Source organism: Halioglobus sp. D3-4 (assembly GCF_055809315.1).
Window position 1 is genome coordinate 3,684,749 of the sequence record NZ_CM147907.1, and the last position, 16,988, is coordinate 3,701,736.

A 16,988-nucleotide genomic window follows, 5' to 3' on the forward strand; every position below is an offset into this window, starting at 1 on the left:
AGTCATCCGGATTCATGAGCACTTAATAGCAGTTCGTAAAGGCAATGCCAAGTTTGAGCCGCGCACTGCGACAATTGGCCACAAATGACCCTGCAATTCGATTAATATTCATCCGGCACAGGGCTATACTCCACAAGATAATCACACTGCCAATTGGCACCAGTCCCGAGGACCTGATCATGAACGCTCCCGAGCAACCTGTCAGTCACAGCGATATTGAACAGCAAATGAAAGCCACGCTCGATATGCAGCGTGAAGATTACCTCAAGGAAGGTGTCGTCACCGCGGAGACTCGCATCGATCGCCTGCAACGCGGTGTCGACGTATTGATCAAACACCACGCCAGAATTGTAGACGCTCTGGACTCGGACTTTACCTGCCGCCCTCGCGAAGTGACGCTGCTCACCGATGTGGGTGCCGGCATCGCGCCGATGAAGCACGCGATCAAGCATTTGCGCTCGTGGATGAAACCGGAAAAACGCCCCACCATGTTCCCCTTCAATCTACTGGGTGGACGCTCTCGTATCGAATACCAGCCGCTGGGTGTAGTCGGCATCATCGCGCCATGGAATTTCCCGGTCAATATGGTGTTCGCGCCGCTGGCAGGCGTGTTGGCCGCCGGCAACCGCGCGATGATCAAGCCCTCCGAATTCACCCCGGCGACCTCCGCCCTGCTGGCAGAAATGATCGCCGAGGCCTATGACCCGAAAGAGATTGCCATGTTCGATGGTGGGCCGGAAGTGGGGCAGGCGTTTTCCAGCCTGCCCTTTGACCACATGATCTTTACCGGTGCAACCTCCATCGCGCGCCACATCCTCACAGCAGCGGCACGCAACCTGGTGCCAGTCACGCTGGAACTGGGCGGCAAATCACCAGTGGTGATCTCACGCAGTGCCGATCTCGAGAAGAGCCTGGGCCGCATTATGATGGGTAAAACCATGAATGCGGGGCAGATCTGCCTGGCACCGGACTACCTGCTGGTGCCTGAGGAAAAGCTGCACGAAGTCATTGCCGCCGCGCAAAAAGCCGTCACCCAGATGTTCCCCAGTATTTTGGAGAATCCGCAGTACACCTCTGTAATCAACGAGCGTCACTATCAGCGGCTCAATGGCTACCTTGCCGAAGCCAATGAACGCGGGCAGAAGATCATCCCCATCAACCCCGCCAATGAGGATTTCAGCAAGCAGCAGGGCACGCTGAAAATCCCTCCCACGCTAATACCCGAGCCGGCCGATGACCTGCGCATGATGGAAGAGGAGTTATTTGGGCCGCTACTGCCTATTCGCACCTACAGCAACTTTGAGGAAACCATCAGCTACATCAACAGTAAACCTCGTCCCCTTGCCGCGTATTATTTCGGCGAGGACAAGCAGGAGGAAGCAGCCCTGACCAACCGCACCACCTCCGGTGGCATGTGTATCAACGATGTGGTCATGCAGGTCGCACAGGAAGACCTGCCGTTCGGCGGTGTCGGCCCCAGCGGCATGGGTGCCTACCACGGCTTGAAGGGGTTCCAGACTTTCAGCCACGCCAAATCGATCTATCGGCAGGCCAGCTTCAATGTCGCCAAGCTTGGCGGCATGTTGCCACCGTATAGCAAGGCCACTGAAAGCACGATCAAAATGCAGCTGAAAAAATAGCGCCCGTTTCGTTTTCTACGGAGAAAGTATGCGACGAATACTGATAATCACCAGCATGCTGGTCCTGGGTGCATGCAGCGCGGAGCCCGGCAGCGAAAAGTGGTGCGAGCAAAAGAAAGAGCAATCCAAAACGGAATGGACCAGTTCTGACGCCGTCACGTTTGCCAGCAACTGCCTGCTCGACAGCACCACCATCGGCTCAAAAGAGTGGTGTGAGAACATGTCCGACAAGCCCAAGGGCCAGTGGACAGCCGATGAAACTGCCAGCTACACCAAACACTGCATTATCTAGCGCCTTGGATCAGCAGGGTTGGAATTCCCAAATTGTGGCTCTTGAGCGTGGCGACCAGGGTGCCGGGCTTTCTGCCATCACGGGTTGCTGACGTCGCCACACCACGTTCACGCAGCACCTGTACAAAACCCGCCAGATCGCTGCACTGGTAAGCTACGCCCCAGAATGCACTGGGTGTCGCCTCACCGTCCGCCGCTTCAATGACTTCCAGTGTCAGTTTGCCAGTGCGGAAAAACAGCATGCGCCCGCCCCACTTCGGCACGGTTTTGTCCAGCGCCAGGCGAATCCCGAGTTGATCCCTGAATAACCCAAGGCAGGCCTGCGCATTGTCGGTGCGCAGTACCACATGATCAACGCACAGGCCGGCGCACTGCGCCTCGGGATAGTCCCGGCGAAAATCCAGCGTGGCGCTGCCGTCGCAAAGACGGAGATCCACGCCCAGCGGATTGGCAACGGCACTCTCGGCACCCGGCGCATCAGCTGCGCTGAACACAATCCCCTGCAACTTCGCGCTCGCACCGGCATCCTCGATCAATTCGATGACCGTATTGGAAAGCCCCCACCAAGCACAACGTGTCTTGCCGGCAGCCAAGTGGATGTGGGGCGTCGCACCCAGCAACAGCTGATAATCTGCGACAGCCGCTTGCAGATCGGGTACTGCCAATACTATTCGGTCAAACTTGTCCGCCACAGGATCTCCTCCGGGTCAGCTGCGTGGATTCCATGATAAAAGGTTTTGGCATCCTTGCCGATCAGACTTACACTGGTTAGGCTTGATCGGATAACAATCGCATCTGCATCAACTGCGAATTAACAATTAATCGAACGGAGAACACTGATGTCCAAAGCAATCAAACACGTTCTACTGGCAGGCGTAATGACGCTGCTGGGAGCACTTCCCTTTCATGCCCTGGCTGGCGACACACTGGAACGTGTCGTCGATTTTGAGGTGTTGAAAGTGGGTATGTCCGGCAATCAGCCACCGATGACCATGACCACCCGCGAAGGCGGCCTGATGGGCTTTGACGTCGACCTCGCCCAGGCATTGGCGCTGGCGATGAATGTGAAACTGGAAATCAAGACCATTCCATTCGGCGAACTGATAGCGGCACTGGAAAATGACGAGATCGACATGGTGTTATCCAATGTGTCGATCACCCCGGCCCGCACCGAAATGGTCTCTTTCGTCGGTCCCTATATGATGTCCGGCATGTCTATCCTGACAAAAAGTGAGGTGCTGGGCACCATCACCTCTGCCGAGGAATTTAACCGTTCGAACCTCAAACTGCTGGCGCTGAAAAATTCTACCCACGCCAATTTCATCAAGAAGGTTGCCCCGGATGCCACTCTGATCGAGTTCGGCAGCTACGATGAGGGCGTGGCCATGCTAATTGAAGGCAAGGCAGACGCGATGGTGGCGGACATGACCCAGTGCATACTCGCCGTTATGCGCTACCCTGACTCAGGGCTGACCACACTGGAAAAGCCACTGACCGTCGAGCCCATCGGGATCGCTATCAACAAAGAGGATGTTCAGTTTTTTAATCTGGTCGACAACTACCTCACCGCCTATGAAAAAACCGGCGTGTTGAACCAGCTGCGCAAGAAATGGTTTGAAGACGACTCCTGGATTGCCGCACTGCCCTGATTACCGGGGTTAAATCTCGCTAACAGGAAGGGCGTGGATATTCTATCCCGCCCTTTTCTGCTTCTGGCACCGTATCACTGGCGGTGAGGTCATAACATCTCATGAACAACCCCGATCCCATTATCATCGCGCATCGCGGTGCCAGCGGTTACCTGCCGGAGCATACGCTCGCGGCCAAGGCACTGGCCCATGCAATGGGCGCCGACTACCTCGAACAGGATGTGGTGCTGAGTCGGGATGGCACAGCCCTCGTTTTACACGACATTCACCTGGACAGCACAACCGATGTCGCGCAGCGCTTTCCCGGTCGCGCTCGCAGCGACGGGCGCTTCTATGCCATCGATTTCGATATAGATGAAATACGCCAGCTGCGCGTACACGAGCGCACCCATCTCGATGCCGCTCGCAATGGCAGCGCGGTCTACCCGCAACGTTTTCCGGCCGAGCACGCACTATTTACTGTACCCACGCTGGCCGAGGAATTACACATGCTGGCCGGGCTTGATCACAGCCGCGGCTGCCAGACCGGCGTCTATATTGAGCTGAAGTCGCCCCGCTGGCATCTCAGCGAGGGGCTGGACCTGTCGGCTGCCCTGATCGAGGTACTCGAACAAACCGGCTATCGAAATCGGCCCGAGCAGGTATTTCTGCAGTGTTTCGATGATCAGACACTGCAGCAGTTACAACGTGAACTCAAGGCCAGCCCCCTGCCGATGATTCAGCTGATTGGCGAGAACAACTGGGGCGAGGACAGCGCGGTGGATTATGATTACCTGCGCACGCCACAAGGGCTGGATCATGTCGCGAGTTACGCCCAGGGTATAGGGCCGTTCATTCCACACATTTTGCTCGGCATGGCGGCAACCGGAGAACCGCAATTCAGCGCTCTTGTTGAACACGCCCACACGAGAGGCCTGCAAGTACATCCCTATACGTTTCGCCGCGATGAGTTGCCGCCGGGTATCGGGAGTTTCGAACAGCTACTGGACATCTTCATCCGACAGGCGGGGGTCGACGGGCTGTTTACCGATTTCCCCGACCTCGTTGCAGACTACCTGAAACTGCAGAAAATTGGCACACCCAGCTAGCGCGGCCCGCGCCTGTGGGCATTGCAGCGAAGGGACTCGCTTGCCAGCCTTACACCTGCCCAGTCGGATTGGGTGCTTTGCAAGACCCGCCCCCGCAGTGATGACCCCTACCTTTTTTGCTGGAATACTGCGGTGTGGAGTGGCAGTATTCCACGCGGCCGGGCGCTCTGGAACAGGCTCCCGGCTGCAGGGTCCTTTTTGTGGCCCCATTGCGATATGGCGTACACTGCATGCCGGTATCGGGCAGATCCTAGAAGGTTGGCCATCACAGGCTGGCCGCACCACCCACAACGAGAGCAGATGTGAATCCAAAGCACCTCAGACGTACCAAAATAGTCGCCACCATTGGCCCGGCCAGCGAGTCGGAGGACATGATCGCCAAATTGATCGCGGCCGGCGTCAATATCTTTCGCCTGAACTTTAGCCACGGCACCGCGGATCACCACATTGTTGTCGCCGCGCGCATTCGCAAGCAGGCCAGTATTGCCGGTGTGTACGTGGGCATAATGGCCGACTTACAGGGGCCCAAGATTCGTATCGGCGCCTTTCGCGATGGCTCTGTCGAACTTGCCGCCGGCGACCGCTTCCGTCTCGATCTGGACCTACCCGACGGCGAAGGTGATTTTCGCGGCGTGGGCCTTGAATACAAGGAGTTGTGCCGCAGCGTGACAAAGGGCGACATCCTGCTGCTCGACGACGGGCGGATTCGCTTGCGTGTGGATGATGCGGATGCCAGCACAGTGGACTGTACCGTGGTAATCGGGGGAACGCTGGGTTCACGCAAGGGCATCAACCGCCTCGGGGGCGGCCTCGCTGCGCCCGCGCTCACCGCGAAAGACCTCACAGATATCGACAGCCTGAGTGAACTCAGGCCCGACATTGTCGCGGTATCTTTTGTCTCCAGTGCAGAGGACATATTCCAGACCAGAGGACTGCTGCAACAGCACCAGTTGCAACCGGCCATTATCGCCAAAATCGAGCGGGCAGAGGTCGTCGCCGACGAGGACACGCTCAGCGACATAGTGCGGGCTTCGGACGGCGTGATGGTCGCGCGAGGCGATCTCGGTGTCGAGGTTGGCGACGCACAGCTGATAGGCATCCAGAAAGCACTGATTTCCCAAGCGCGTACCATGGATCGGGTGGTTATTACCGCGACCCAGATGATGGAATCCATGATCAACAGCTCTATGCCAACCCGCGCAGAGGTTTTTGACGTCGCCAATGCCGTCCTCGACGGCACCGATGCCGTTATGCTGTCGGCGGAAACCGCAGTCGGCAGCTACCCGGTGGAAGTGGTGCAGGCCATGGCGGACGCCGCGCTGGGCGCTGAGCGCCAGCCCGTGTCCAGAACCTCCAGGTTCCGCCTCAACAGGGCATTTGCCAATGCTCAGGAAACTATCGCAATGTCGGCGATTTATGCCGCCAACCATTTCGATAATGTACGCGGCATCGCCTGTCTGACCGAGTCTGGCACGACCCCGCGATTGATGTCCCGGCTCAGTTCCGGCCTACCCATTTTCGCGCTGAGCAATTTGAGCGAAACGCTACAGAAACTCTGTTTGTGCCGCGGTGTGGTACCGCTGTTCTTTGACGCCACGGCATTCGACGAGGACTGCATCGATGCCCGGGCTATCGAGTTTTTGATGGATGGTGGTTATTTGCATAAAGGCGACTCCATCATTCTCACCAAGGGTGAGCGAATCGGCACCGCTGGCTCGACCAATATCATGAAAATCCTGCCAGTTGATTAGGGGGTAGTTTTGTCAGAACCCTCAAACACCCGACTGGTAGCGGATATCGGTGGCACCAACAGCCGGCTGGCCCTCTACGACCCCCAAACCGAGGAACTGCGCTCGCTGTGCAACTATCGCAATCGCGAGTATGGCCGGTTCGAGGACGTCATCGACGCCTGGTTGGGCGCACTGAGTGAACCCCGCCCCCCCGAATGCTGCCTGGCAGTGGCGGCGCCCCCATTCGACGACCGTGTCACCATGCTCAATATCGACTGGTCGTTTTCGTTGCCGGAACTCGCCAACCGCTTTCAGTTTGACAAGTTGTGCGCCATCAACGACTTTGAGGCAAATGCCCATGCATTGCCCCACCTCGCCAGGGACGACCTCAGCGTGCTTGCGCATGGCCAGGCCGGTAAATGTGCCAAGCTGGCTACAGTCGGGCCGGGCACCGGTCTCGGCGGTGCGACGCTGAGCTGGGCCAGTGGTGTCCCCACAGCCAGTGCCAGTGAACCCGGCCATATGGGGCTGACACCGGCCACCGAGTTGGAGTTGGAGCTGTTTCGCTACCTGCTACCGCGCGGTGGCGAGGTCTATGCCGAGCTGCTGGTGTCCGGGCCCGGACTGCAACGCCTGTATCAGGCGCTGAGTGCGATCACTGGTCACGCGCCTGTTGCGCTGTCATCGGAGGAGATTTCCACCAAAGCACAGCGCGGAGAATGCGAGCTCTGTGAACTGACACTCAGTACCTTCTGCGCGTTGCTCGGTTCGATATGTGGCGACTATGCGCTCGCCAACGGCGCCTACGGGGGGCTCTACCTGGCCGGCGGCTTCCTGTCGGGGATGATCGAGTTCCTCGCGCAGAGCGACTTCAGCAAGCGCTTTGTGGAAAAAGGAAAAATGCGCACCCACCTTGAACAGGTTCCGCTGTTCGTAATCACCGGCAAAACCACAGGCCTATTGGGTGCCGCCCACGCGCCAACTGCTGCCATTTGAACCGGGACAGCAGGGCCTCCCGGTCTCTATAGCGGGCACGCAAATGGGCAAAATTGCTCAAAAAATAGTTTGCCAGCGTTCCTGTAAAACGCCAATTATGGTGCTACACTCATAGTGCTGAGTGGATTCAGCAGTATTTATGCTCACGGTCGAAGTCGATGTTTCATCAAGATAATCGGTACGTAAACCATAAATAACACTATAAATGAAAAGGCGCCTGGACATGGCGCCGCTAGCTATACAGGTAAGCATTATGTCTAAAACAACTGGTACTGTTAAATGGTTTAACGAAACCAAAGGATTCGGCTTTATCGAGCGTGAAGATGGTCCCGACGTGTTCGTTCATTTCAGCTCTATCCAGGGCGATGGCTTCAAAACGCTGGCCGACGGTCAGAAGGTTGAATTCAACGTCACGGATGGTCAGAAAGGTCCACAGGCAGAGAACGTAGTTCCTCTGTAAGTTCAAACAAAAAGGGAGCTGTACCAGCTCCCTTTTCAATTCAGTATCCAGGCTGTTACGCACCCATCGGGTGTAGCCCTCAGTTCGCTGTTATCCGGCGGGTTGTTGTTTAACCTCGCCTTCAGCTTCTATATCGACTTCCATACCCGCTTCCATATCGATCTCCATATCGACTTCGGCCTCGGCTTCCACTTCAGCCTCAAGTTCGGCTTCCGCTTCATTAGCGCCATCTTCTCCGGAGTCCATTTGCCCACCGGGTAGACCCTCTACTTCCTCCGCTTCAAGCGCCTCGCCTTCGTCCTGCAGAGCTTTCTGGCGCGCTAGCTCTGAATCCATGTAATTGATCCATTGCTCCGCATAACTTTTTGAGCGCTCATCGCGACCGGCGGCCGTAAAAGCTTCACGAGCCTTGTCATACTGCTCAGTGTTGAAATATGCCATACCCAGCACCAGACGTGCGGTATCCGGACGTTTAACGCCACCGCGGGACAGGCCCTTGTTGATCGAGGATATCGCCTTGGTAAAGTTGTCGCTATCCAGATAAATATTGCCCAGACGTGCATAGAGCTCACCGGTACTGGATTTGGACGCCGCCTCTTCCATCGCCGGAATGGCCTTCTCCAGCTCCTGAGCTTGCCGCCATGCGTTGCCGGTCAACTCCCAGTTCTTTGACTTACCGTCAATAGAGTCATTGTTAAGACCCTTGTCCATAACCTTCGCGGCTTTATAGGGCACATCGGCGTTCAGGTAGAGATAGGCCATGGTGACCTGCTCGGTACCTTTATCCAGCATATCCTGCACGTAAGCCGTTTCCATCGCCGCTAATTGCTGGCTTGTCTTCTTTTGCTCGCCGTACATATGTGAAATCTGGACCCAGTAATCCTTTTTCGGGTAGTACTTCAGCAGCTCTTCCAGCATGGCGACAGTATTGTTGACGTCATTCTTTTCAAAATAGAGGAAACGCGCCAAGTTGTACCACTGCTCCTTGGGTATCTTGCCTGCAGCTTCCTGCATTTCGATTGCTTTGTTGACGTTGACCAGCGCCTTGTCGTAATCCTTGACCTGATAGTAACCCTGCGCGAGCAGGATGTACGCATTGGCATTGGGCGTTTCTGTCATCGAGAACCACTTGAGCAACGCATCGATACCCTTTTGCCACTGCTCCTGCACAAAATACAGCTGGGCTATGGTGAAGCGTGTATTGATCTCCATCGCCAGCGGGATATCAGGCTGTGAGACGACTTTCTCGTAGGATCGCAGCGCGCCCGCATAATCTTCTTTAGAGTACTGAATAAACGCGTAGAGATTGTAGACATTAGCCAGCTCATAGCTGTTCAACGCCTTGCTGCCACTGGTCGCAATCAGCTCATCGAGTATGGCTTTTGCGGTGCCAAGGTCCTTATCCTCGGCGGCCACCTGCGCTTCTGACAACTTTTCATATATTGCATTTCGCAGGGCTGGGGTACGACGCGTTTCCCGCTCCGGCTTCTTCTCGCCCTGCTGTGCAAAGGCGGCAGAAAACGGACGCAGTTCGGTGCTGACTTGCAGTTGCGTTACTGCCACCTGCATGGCGAGTACCGGTGCAGCCAGCAAGGTAGCGCGTATCCAGATTGTGGGGCTAAACCTATTCATAACGCGGCAACCATCTAATCTTCCAACTCATAGGTGAACTTGTTCTGTACGCCCGGAACTTCAATGGCCTCACCGTCGATGATACGTGGCTTGTACTTGAATTTGAGGGCTGCCTTGACCGAGGCGGAATCAAACACGCCGCTGGGTTGGCAGTCTACCGGTTGCGGGTCGCGGATCGCCCCGGAGGTCGTAACCGTGTATTCCACAATACAGTAGCCTGAGATACCACGGCTCGCAGCGCGTCGGGGATATATGGGGGCAACCTTTACAATAGGCAGATACTCCCCATCGCCAGTGGCCATAGTGCCGCTGTCAATGTTTATTTCGACCTTGGTCTGCGGTGCAATGTTGTCGACGTCCATATCCACATCAACGTCGAGTTCCACCATCTCCATTTCTGGTGGCGGCTCTTCGGGATCGTCAACTTTATCCGGCTTTGGCGTGGTCGTCTGGATTTCTATCTCTTCATCCGGTTGCACCAGATCCGCGATCTGACGCTCCTCCACACCGGGGTCGACATAGTCAGCATCGATAAGACTGTGCATAACCAGGAACAGACCTAGCACCACTGCAACAGACAGCACTATTGAGATAACCGTTCTCACGGGACCGCTCTCCATCTCGCCTACCCCTTCTCGTCAGTGGAGACGCACACGGGCACGTCCATAAGGGGTTTCATTGTGGTTATCAACTCACTGAGCACCGATGTGGGTGCATCTTCATCGGCCTGTACCACGAAATTTGCCTTGGGTGATTCTTTCTTGGCCGCTTCTGCGAGGCGATAGGCACGCTCCAGAGGCACCTCCTGCTTGTCGTAGTGGACTTTACCCATTTCATCGACTGCAAATATGATAGTGCCGCGCACACACGGGCCCTGCGTCACCGCATCCGGCTTTTCAATCTTCGCACCGGGCTCCTTCACGAAGGATGAGGTTACAATGAAAAAGATAAGCATGATGAAAACGACGTCGAGCATTGGCGTCAGGTCGATTTCGCCCTCGCCCGCTCCATCCTGTGCGACTGCGCCGCCCTTTGACATTCTGCTACGCCGGCTCACTGCTTCTTCTCCGCTGGCCAATTCACCTGTTTAACACCGGCCTCGCGGGCGGCATCAGCAATTCTGACAACAGTGCCGGCAGTTGCACCAGCATTTGTAACCACCGTGAAAGACTGCTCTGGATCCGATGCCAGCAACCGGGCGATATTCGCCCTTACCGATCGAATATCTATGAGGCGATTTTCCATCCAAATCTGATCATCACCGGTTACGGTGACAAGGATACTGGTGGCATCCGTCTCCGGGGGGTTCTGGTTGCTGTCAGGCCTGTTCATCTCGACGCCCGCCTCTTTTAGAAAGGAGGCTACGACAATGAAGAAGATCAGCATGATAAACACCACGTCCAACATTGGCGTCAGGTCGATCTCTGCCTCTTCGGCATCTAAATTTTGGCTTCGTTTGCGCATCAGTGTAGCTCTATCAGTGATCGGTAGTCAGGTTGTCACGCAAGAGCTCGCCCTCGCGCCGCGCAATCCTGGTGACGTAAGTGTTGGCGAACACACCGGACAGAGCCGCCACCATGCCTGCCATCGTGGGGATGGTGGCCCGCTGTACACCGCCAGCCATGGACTTGGCATCGCCGCCACCGGTTACCGCCATAATATTGAATACCTCAATCATGCCCCACACTGTTCCCAGCAGTCCGAGCAACGGGCACAGGGCCACCAGCGTTTTGATCATGGGCAGGGACTGGTTGATTCGCAGGCGGGCCTGCGAAATCAACATATCGCGAATCTGTTTCGCTTCCCAGGACTTCCTCTCCGGACGCCCCTCCCACTTGGAGATAATCAGGCCCGCGTCTTTCTTCCATGCAAACTTCAGGTACCACACGCGCTCGAAGATCAGCGTCCACATCACGAATAGCAGGGCAGCAATCAGCCACAAGACCTCGCCACCCTTTTCCATGAAGGCGAGCAGTACTTCAGTCACGCCGTCCATATCAAGACCCCAATTTAGCTTCGGTATGCTCCGCTACCATACCCGTGGTCTGCTCATCCAGGATGTGTATGATCCGTTGGGCGCGCCCGTTCACAATGGTGTGCATCAGTACTGTCGGAATCGCGACCAACAGGCCTAGCACGGTAGTGATCAGCGCGCTGGAGATACCGCCGGCCATGGCTTTGGGATCACCTGCACCAAATATAGTGATCGCCTGGAAGGTCAGAATCATACCCGTCACCGTACCCAACAGCCCCATGAGCGGTGCAATGGCTGCAATGATCTTGAGTAGGGTAAGGCCGCTCTCCAGCTTGGGAGTCTCTTTAAGCACACCCTCGGAAAGCTTCAACTCCAAAGTCTCGGTATCCATGTTGGGGTTGTCTTCGTGTATCTTCAACACGCGACCCAGCGGGTTGTTATCGTTGGCCTTGTCGGATTTAAGCTGCGAACGCACCTTGCCACCTACCACGGTCAGGACGATGAGGCGGTATATAGCCAGAAGGAAGGCAAATACACCCAGGCCGGTAATAGCGTAGCCGACATAGCCACCCTGGTGCCAGCGCTCTGTGATTGTCGGCGTATCGATAATGGCCGCCAGATAGGAACCGCCAGAAGGGCCTGTGGGGTCTACACCGAACGGATACAGGCCGCCACCTGTCGCATTGGCCAGGTCTGCCGCCCAACCGGTATAGGGCCCACTTGGCTGACGGGGCAGCTCACTGAGGTGGTCATTCTGGTAGTTCAGGTAATTGCCATCAGTATCGACCACATTGAACGAGCCGACACGCAACACTTGTCGCTCAACCAGCTCTCCCGCAGGAGAAGAAACACCCGCAGAGAATGTGGTAACCACGCCGGTCTCGCGTATTTCGCGCAACAGCTCGAACCACACGCGCTCAATCTCTTCGATACTGGGAAGGTCGTCGGAATTGCTCATCTTCTCCACGAGTTCACGCAGGAAGACTTCCCGGCCGGGATACTGGGCCGAAGCCAGTGACACTTCGAAATTGGACGCCAAATCGCCAGCAGCGGAGGTCAGGTGGCCAAACAGCTCGGTCAACGTGCCGAGCTTTTCCTTTAACACTTCACGCTTGGCTGCAATCAGCAGCTCATTTTCCTCGAACGTGTTTTCGAGTTCAGTGGAGAGCGCTTCCTGTCGTGCTCGCTCTTCCTCTGCACGCTTCAGTTCGGCGGCCTGGTTGGCCTTGTTGCTCGCAAAACGCTGTTCCCGCTGACGGTTCTCCGCAGCTTCAGTCGCCTGGCCCTGCTTGACAAAACCCAGCAACTGGTCGAGAGACTTGGCCTCCTGTGCGAGGGCTGACCCCGCCGACAACGACAACGCACCGCAAAGTGCCAGAGCTATACCTTTTACAAATTTGACGCTCATTACTTAGCCTCCGGTGCAGCAATCGGCATTTCCAGTAACTCCATTGATGCTTGCTTCTTCGAAATGCGTATGCCTTTGCGAATTGCAGCATTGTATTGACCCGCAGGAAGCTCAACCCAGCTCCTGCTTGTACTATCCCACGCACCGGAACGAGTGCCATCGGTCGTCTGGTAGGCAAGCGCAACACGGCCCATGCGCAGGAAGTCGACTTCTCGGTCAGTGCCGTCTATGTCTATGGTGCCTCTGTAGGTGTCCATGCCACGGCCGTACTGGAGCTCAATATTGTATGCCTCTAGGACCGCGCGAAACTTCTCCGCCACACTCACGTCGGCGCGGTCGATACTGCTACGCAGACCCGCCACTCGCTTCAGACGCTCTTCTTCTTCGAAAGGCACATCCAACTCGATGAACTTTTCAAGACCGTCGAGCATACGCACAACCAGCGGTGTCATCTGCCGGGCGATGATCGTGGAGTTATCGATATTTTCATCGATAGCCGCGATCCGCCTCTTTTGATCGTCGATCTGGCGCTGCAGGCGCTCGTTGTAAACCTTCAGGCCATCGACCTGCTTCATTACTGTCTTGTAGTCAGACAGCAGATCGCGGGTTTCGTCCGCCAGCTTGTCTATTTTCGCCTGGGAGCTGCGTGCGGCGTCATTCTTGGACTTGCCCACTGCGAGAATGGAGTCCAACGTACTGGCATGCACGGCTGCCACAGTACCCCCGAGGGTGCCTGAAACAACCAGTGCAGCGATCAATACTTTTTTCAATCGATGCGTAGTCATGGGAATAGCGCTTCCTATAGTCCAACAGAGTAATACAAGGCTACAAATAGAACAGATACAGGCCTATCTATAGATACAAATCTGGCGTTGGTAAACCGAGGAAGCAAATTTAAACCATCTGCAGGTGAGTTTTCAATCAATGCCGACAGACAATTGTGCATAGGGATGGCGTTGAGTATTTTGGTTACACTTTTTATGAATTTATTATTTCACAGTAACACTTTGGTAGGCGGACGGGCTGCCAACCTTCATTTCTGCACCCGTTCGTAACAGACAAAACTGTAGTCATAAGGGTTGGGAGGCTCTGCGATGTGCTTCTCTCGCGTGGTTTCCCGCCAGCAACTCCAGTCGATATCGCACAGTACCGCGTCACCCTCGACGCTGGCGTGAACCTCGGTAATGTACAACCTGTCGGCGACCGGGATCGCCGCAGCGTAGATCTCGGCACCGCCCATCACCATGATTTCCTCCGCCGCTTCCCGCGCGGCGACTTCGCCAGCCAGTGCCAGCGCCTCCGCCAGCGAACGCGCCACGGCAACGCCTTCGGCCGCAAAGCCCGGATTGCGCGAAATAACGATATTGGTGCGGCCCGGAAGCGGCCTGCCTATCGATTCATAGGTCTTGCGCCCCATCACTACGGGCTTGCCCATGGTGGTGCGCTTGAAATGCTGCATATCCTCGGAAAGCTTCCACGGCAGCGCATTGTCGCTACCGATCACGCCGTTATCCGCCACGGCAACAATAATCGCTACGCCTGTCACTGCCGTCAGCCTCTGCTCATATCGCTACCGGAGCGGCAATATGTGAGTGCGGGTGGTAATCCAGCAACTCGAAATCCTCGAAGTGGTAATCGTAGATGGTATCCGGGCGACGCAGGATATTAAGGCGTGGAAGCGGGCGTGGCTCCCGGCCCAACTGCTCGCTCACCTGCTCGAGGTGATTGCTGTAAATATGGGAATCACCGGTGCAAATGATGATTTCTCCCGACTCCAGATCGCACTGCTGCGCCAGCATCATTGTCAACAGCGCCAGACTGGCCGTGTTATAGGGCAAACCGAGAAAAGAATCGCTGGAGCGAATCATCAACTGCGCAGAGAGCCGCCCCTCGGCAACGTAAAACTGATACAGCAAATGGCAGGGCGGCAAAGCCATGCGACCGGCCCTGACATTGTCCTGCGGGCTCATGCGCTCATCGGGCAGGTACTCCACATTCCAGGCGTGAAACAGGATGCGACGGCTGTCGGGGTTGTTGCGCAGGCAGTCGATCACATAATCAATCTGGTTGATCGCTCCGCCATCGCGGGTGGGCCAGGCCGTCCACTGGGCGCCGTATATCGGCCCCAGCTCACCGTCTTCTGTCGCCCATTCATCCCATATAGAGACGCCATTCTCCTTGAGCCATCGGGTATTAGTATCCCCGCGCAGAAACCACAGGAGTTCGTTCACGATACTTTTCAGATGCAATTTTTTAGTGGTTAGCAGAGGAAAGCCGTCGGCCAGGTTGTGCCGGTACTGACGCCCGAAAACGGAGAGGGTACCGGTGCCGGTGCGATCGCCCTTGCGCACACCGTTGTCGAGAATATCCTGCAGCAGATCGAGATACTGTTTCATTTAGCGCCCTTCCCCACTTGCGAACCAGCACCACCGGCTTTGCGGTATGCCGAGACGATCAAATAGATTCCCAGTGCAATCATCGGCAGCGACAGCAGCTGCCCCCGAGTGACCCAACCGAGCGCCTGGAAACCGATGCCCTGGTCCGGCTCGCGAAAAAACTCGGCGATGAAACGCAGGCAACCATAGCCGAGCGCAAAGACACCGGAAATGGACCAGATAGGTCGCTCCCGGGACGAAAACCACATCATGATCACGAAGAGCAGGACGCCTTCCAACGCAAACTGGTACAACTGCGAGGGGTGCCGCGCAAGTTGCAGCGGGTCATTCGGAAACACCATCGCCCAGGGCACATCGGAGGCGCGGCCCCACAGCTCCTGGCCGATAAAATTGCCCAGCCGGCCCAGCGCCAGACCGAGGGGCACCAGGGGCGCGACAAAATCCATCAGCGCGCCGAATACGATCTTGTGACGACGCGCAAACAGCCACATCGCCGCCATCACGCCGAGGAAGCCACCGTGGAAGGACATGCCGCCCTCCCAGACACGAAACAGCCAGAACGGATCCTGCACCAGTTTGTCCCAGCCATAAAAGAATGCATAACCCACCCTACCACCGACAACGACGCCCAGTGCGGCGTAGAAAATCAGGTCATCGACCTGTTCCCGCTTGACCACAGACCAGGGTCGCCGCGTTCGGCGGGCGGCCAGCCACCAGGCGAACGCGAGGCCAGTGAGGTATGTCAGACCATACCAGTGCACTTTCAGCGGGCCCAGAGAAAGGGCGACAGGGTCTATTTCGGGGTAGGGAAGCATGCGTGCAAATCAACCAATCCAATGGGAAGGTTGGCCGGGATCGGCCAACAAGGGTTACAGAGCTGTAAAACCGGTATTATCATCCAGCGGGTGATGATTCACAATTCTTTCCCCTGAGCCCCGGTGCAATTTTATGTGTCTGCTAGTTTTCGCCCACCAGGCCTGCCCTGGACACCCACTGCTTATCGCGGCCAATCGCGACGAATTTCACGGTCGCCCCACTGCTGCGTCGGCTTTCTGGGACGAGCACCCGGATGTGCTGGCGGGCAGAGACCTCGAACAGGGCGGCACCTGGATGGGCGTTACACGCAGCGGCCGTTTTGCGGCCGTGACCAACTACCGAGACCCTGCGCGTACCGCAGCAGCACCGCGCTCTCGCGGAGAGTTGCCGCTGGATTTTTTGACCGGCACACAGGAGCCACACGCCTACCTGGGCGCACTCGCTGGACGCGCTCAGGAATATGCCGGCTTTAACCTGCTGGTAGGCGATAACCACAGCCTGTGGTATCTCACTAACAGCGATGGGTTGGAGCCACAGTGCCTGACTCCGGGGCTCTACGGCCTGAGCAATGCCCGACTGGACACACCCTGGCCGAAAGTCACGCGAGGCAAAGCACGACTGCAGGCGCTGGTCGAGTCGGGCGCGATTTCGCACGATACACTGGCCGCCGTCGTAAACGACCGGCAGCGGGCAGACCAGCGAGAATTGCAGGCGTTACAGTTGGTTGGCTCGATGGATCCGGTGCTCTCAGCCCAGTTCATTGTCACCGACACCTATGGCACCCGCTCCACCACCACATTGCGCATTGATGCCGATAGCAATACATACTGGCGGGAACAGAGCTTTGACAGTCGGGGAGAGTTGCGCCGAGAGCAGCTGTTCGAGTTTCAACAAAAACCTGTCTGAG

19 protein-coding genes are annotated in these 16,988 nt (G+C 56.5%); 8 read left to right on the forward strand and 11 right to left on the reverse strand.

Annotated features, from left to right (window positions below; all coding sequences use genetic code 11):
- The first annotated feature begins 179 nt into the window (after positions 1-179).
- Both AC0L6S_RS16065 and AC0L6S_RS16070 read left to right on the forward strand, forming a co-directional pair.
- Positions 180-1,640, forward strand: coding sequence for a coniferyl aldehyde dehydrogenase (locus AC0L6S_RS16065; protein ID WP_473425121.1), 1,461 nt, complete (start codon positions 180-182; stop codon positions 1,638-1,640).
- A 28-nt stretch (positions 1,641-1,668) separates the two neighbouring features.
- Positions 1,669-1,932 (forward strand): DUF3012 domain-containing protein, encoded by a 264-nt coding sequence (locus AC0L6S_RS16070; protein ID WP_473425122.1) that lies wholly within the window; start codon positions 1,669-1,671, stop codon positions 1,930-1,932.
- Here the strand turns inward: AC0L6S_RS16070 and AC0L6S_RS16075 are convergent.
- On the reverse strand, positions 1,925-2,623 hold the full coding sequence (locus AC0L6S_RS16075; protein WP_473425123.1) for a VOC family protein: 699 nt from the start codon (positions 2,621-2,623) through the stop codon (positions 1,925-1,927). The genes AC0L6S_RS16070 and AC0L6S_RS16075 overlap by 8 nt on opposite strands.
- A 147-nt stretch (positions 2,624-2,770) precedes the next feature.
- Here AC0L6S_RS16075 and AC0L6S_RS16080 point away from each other — a divergent pair, with 147 nt between their 5' ends.
- From AC0L6S_RS16080 to cspE, 5 genes are all read left to right on the forward strand, one after another.
- Complete coding sequence (locus AC0L6S_RS16080) at positions 2,771-3,580, forward strand: transporter substrate-binding domain-containing protein (protein ID WP_473425124.1); 810 nt, start codon at positions 2,771-2,773, stop codon at positions 3,578-3,580.
- Between the two features lie 101 nt (positions 3,581-3,681).
- On the forward strand, positions 3,682-4,668 hold the full coding sequence (gene glpQ / locus AC0L6S_RS16085; protein ID WP_473425125.1) for a glycerophosphodiester phosphodiesterase: 987 nt from the start codon (positions 3,682-3,684) through the stop codon (positions 4,666-4,668).
- 302 nt (positions 4,669-4,970) lie between these two features.
- A complete protein-coding gene (gene pyk, locus AC0L6S_RS16090; RefSeq protein ID WP_473425126.1) occupies positions 4,971-6,419 on the forward strand; it encodes a pyruvate kinase in 1,449 nt (482 codons plus the stop codon).
- 9 nt (positions 6,420-6,428) lie between these two features.
- Positions 6,429-7,394, forward strand: a complete 966-nt coding sequence (locus AC0L6S_RS16095) for a glucokinase (RefSeq protein WP_473425127.1) — start codon at positions 6,429-6,431, stop codon at positions 7,392-7,394.
- A gap of 253 nt (positions 7,395-7,647) precedes the next feature.
- On the forward strand, positions 7,648-7,854 hold the full coding sequence (cspE, locus tag AC0L6S_RS16100) for a transcription antiterminator/RNA stability regulator CspE (RefSeq protein ID WP_159170421.1): 207 nt from the start codon (positions 7,648-7,650) through the stop codon (positions 7,852-7,854).
- Between the two features lie 90 nt (positions 7,855-7,944).
- Here the strand turns inward: cspE and AC0L6S_RS16105 are convergent, their stop codons facing one another.
- The 10 genes from AC0L6S_RS16105 to lgt all read right to left on the reverse strand — a co-directional run bounded on the left by AC0L6S_RS16105 (position 7,945) and on the right by lgt (position 16,080).
- Complete coding sequence (locus AC0L6S_RS16105; protein ID WP_473425128.1) at positions 7,945-9,486, reverse strand: tetratricopeptide repeat protein; 1,542 nt, start codon at positions 9,484-9,486, stop codon at positions 7,945-7,947.
- Between the two features lie 14 nt (positions 9,487-9,500).
- Positions 9,501-10,106: an energy transducer TonB gene (locus AC0L6S_RS16110; protein ID WP_473425129.1), complete on the reverse strand. Its 606-nt coding sequence runs from the start codon at positions 10,104-10,106 to the stop codon at positions 9,501-9,503.
- A gap of 5 nt (positions 10,107-10,111) precedes the next feature.
- On the reverse strand, positions 10,112-10,525 hold the full coding sequence (locus tag AC0L6S_RS16115) for an ExbD/TolR family protein (protein WP_473425130.1): 414 nt from the start codon (positions 10,523-10,525) through the stop codon (positions 10,112-10,114).
- Positions 10,526-10,539: 14 nt separating this feature from the next.
- On the reverse strand, positions 10,540-10,950 hold the full coding sequence (locus AC0L6S_RS16120; protein ID WP_473425131.1) for an ExbD/TolR family protein: 411 nt from the start codon (positions 10,948-10,950) through the stop codon (positions 10,540-10,542).
- A 13-nt stretch (positions 10,951-10,963) separates the two neighbouring features.
- Complete coding sequence (locus AC0L6S_RS16125; RefSeq protein WP_473425132.1) at positions 10,964-11,482, reverse strand: MotA/TolQ/ExbB proton channel family protein; 519 nt, start codon at positions 11,480-11,482, stop codon at positions 10,964-10,966.
- Between the two features lies 1 nt (position 11,483).
- On the reverse strand, positions 11,484-12,869 hold the full coding sequence (locus AC0L6S_RS16130; protein ID WP_473425133.1) for a MotA/TolQ/ExbB proton channel family protein: 1,386 nt from the start codon (positions 12,867-12,869) through the stop codon (positions 11,484-11,486).
- Positions 12,869-13,654, reverse strand: a complete 786-nt coding sequence (locus AC0L6S_RS16135) for a DUF3450 domain-containing protein (RefSeq protein WP_473425134.1) — start codon at positions 13,652-13,654, stop codon at positions 12,869-12,871. The genes AC0L6S_RS16130 and AC0L6S_RS16135 overlap by 1 nt, the downstream gene beginning before the upstream one ends.
- A 248-nt stretch (positions 13,655-13,902) precedes the next feature.
- Positions 13,903-14,415, reverse strand: coding sequence for a dihydrofolate reductase (locus AC0L6S_RS16140; protein ID WP_473425135.1), 513 nt, complete (start codon positions 14,413-14,415; stop codon positions 13,903-13,905).
- Positions 14,416-14,431: 16 nt separating this feature from the next.
- Complete coding sequence (locus tag AC0L6S_RS16145; RefSeq protein WP_473425136.1) at positions 14,432-15,265, reverse strand: thymidylate synthase; 834 nt, start codon at positions 15,263-15,265, stop codon at positions 14,432-14,434.
- A complete protein-coding gene (gene lgt, locus AC0L6S_RS16150) occupies positions 15,262-16,080 on the reverse strand; it encodes a prolipoprotein diacylglyceryl transferase (protein ID WP_473425137.1) in 819 nt (272 codons plus the stop codon). Before lgt ends, AC0L6S_RS16145 begins: the two co-directional genes overlap by 4 nt.
- A gap of 133 nt (positions 16,081-16,213) precedes the next feature.
- On the opposite strand from lgt, the gene AC0L6S_RS16155 reads away from it, so the two are divergent.
- Positions 16,214-16,987: an NRDE family protein gene (locus AC0L6S_RS16155; protein ID WP_473425138.1), complete on the forward strand. Its 774-nt coding sequence runs from the start codon at positions 16,214-16,216 to the stop codon at positions 16,985-16,987.
- Position 16,988: the final 1 nt, after the last annotated feature.

Excerpts from the sequence above, each read along its gene's own strand:
- AC0L6S_RS16065 (WP_473425121.1), top strand. The coding sequence starts at position 180 with ATGAACGCTCCCGAGCAACCTGTCAGTCACAGCGATATTGAACAGCAA.
- AC0L6S_RS16070 (WP_473425122.1), top strand. The coding sequence starts at position 1,669 with ATGCGACGAATACTGATAATCACCAGCATGCTGGTCCTGGGTGCATGC.
- AC0L6S_RS16080 (WP_473425124.1), top strand. The coding sequence starts at position 2,771 with ATGTCCAAAGCAATCAAACACGTTCTACTGGCAGGCGTAATGACGCTG.
- glpQ (WP_473425125.1), top strand. The coding sequence starts at position 3,682 with ATGAACAACCCCGATCCCATTATCATCGCGCATCGCGGTGCCAGCGGT.
- cspE (WP_159170421.1), top strand. The coding sequence starts at position 7,648 with ATGTCTAAAACAACTGGTACTGTTAAATGGTTTAACGAAACCAAAGGA.
- AC0L6S_RS16105 (WP_473425128.1), bottom strand. The coding sequence starts at position 9,486 with ATGAATAGGTTTAGCCCCACAATCTGGATACGCGCTACCTTGCTGGCT.
- AC0L6S_RS16110 (WP_473425129.1), bottom strand. The coding sequence starts at position 10,106 with ATGGAGAGCGGTCCCGTGAGAACGGTTATCTCAATAGTGCTGTCTGTT.
- AC0L6S_RS16115 (WP_473425130.1), bottom strand. The coding sequence starts at position 10,525 with ATGTCAAAGGGCGGCGCAGTCGCACAGGATGGAGCGGGCGAGGGCGAA.
- AC0L6S_RS16120 (WP_473425131.1), bottom strand. The coding sequence starts at position 10,950 with ATGCGCAAACGAAGCCAAAATTTAGATGCCGAAGAGGCAGAGATCGAC.
- AC0L6S_RS16125 (WP_473425132.1), bottom strand. The coding sequence starts at position 11,482 with ATGGACGGCGTGACTGAAGTACTGCTCGCCTTCATGGAAAAGGGTGGC.
- AC0L6S_RS16130 (WP_473425133.1), bottom strand. The coding sequence starts at position 12,869 with ATGAGCGTCAAATTTGTAAAAGGTATAGCTCTGGCACTTTGCGGTGCG.
- AC0L6S_RS16135 (WP_473425134.1), bottom strand. The coding sequence starts at position 13,654 with ATGACTACGCATCGATTGAAAAAAGTATTGATCGCTGCACTGGTTGTT.
- AC0L6S_RS16145 (WP_473425136.1), bottom strand. The coding sequence starts at position 15,265 with ATGAAACAGTATCTCGATCTGCTGCAGGATATTCTCGACAACGGTGTG.
- lgt (WP_473425137.1), bottom strand. The coding sequence starts at position 16,080 with ATGCTTCCCTACCCCGAAATAGACCCTGTCGCCCTTTCTCTGGGCCCG.
- AC0L6S_RS16155 (WP_473425138.1), top strand. The coding sequence starts at position 16,214 with ATGTGTCTGCTAGTTTTCGCCCACCAGGCCTGCCCTGGACACCCACTG.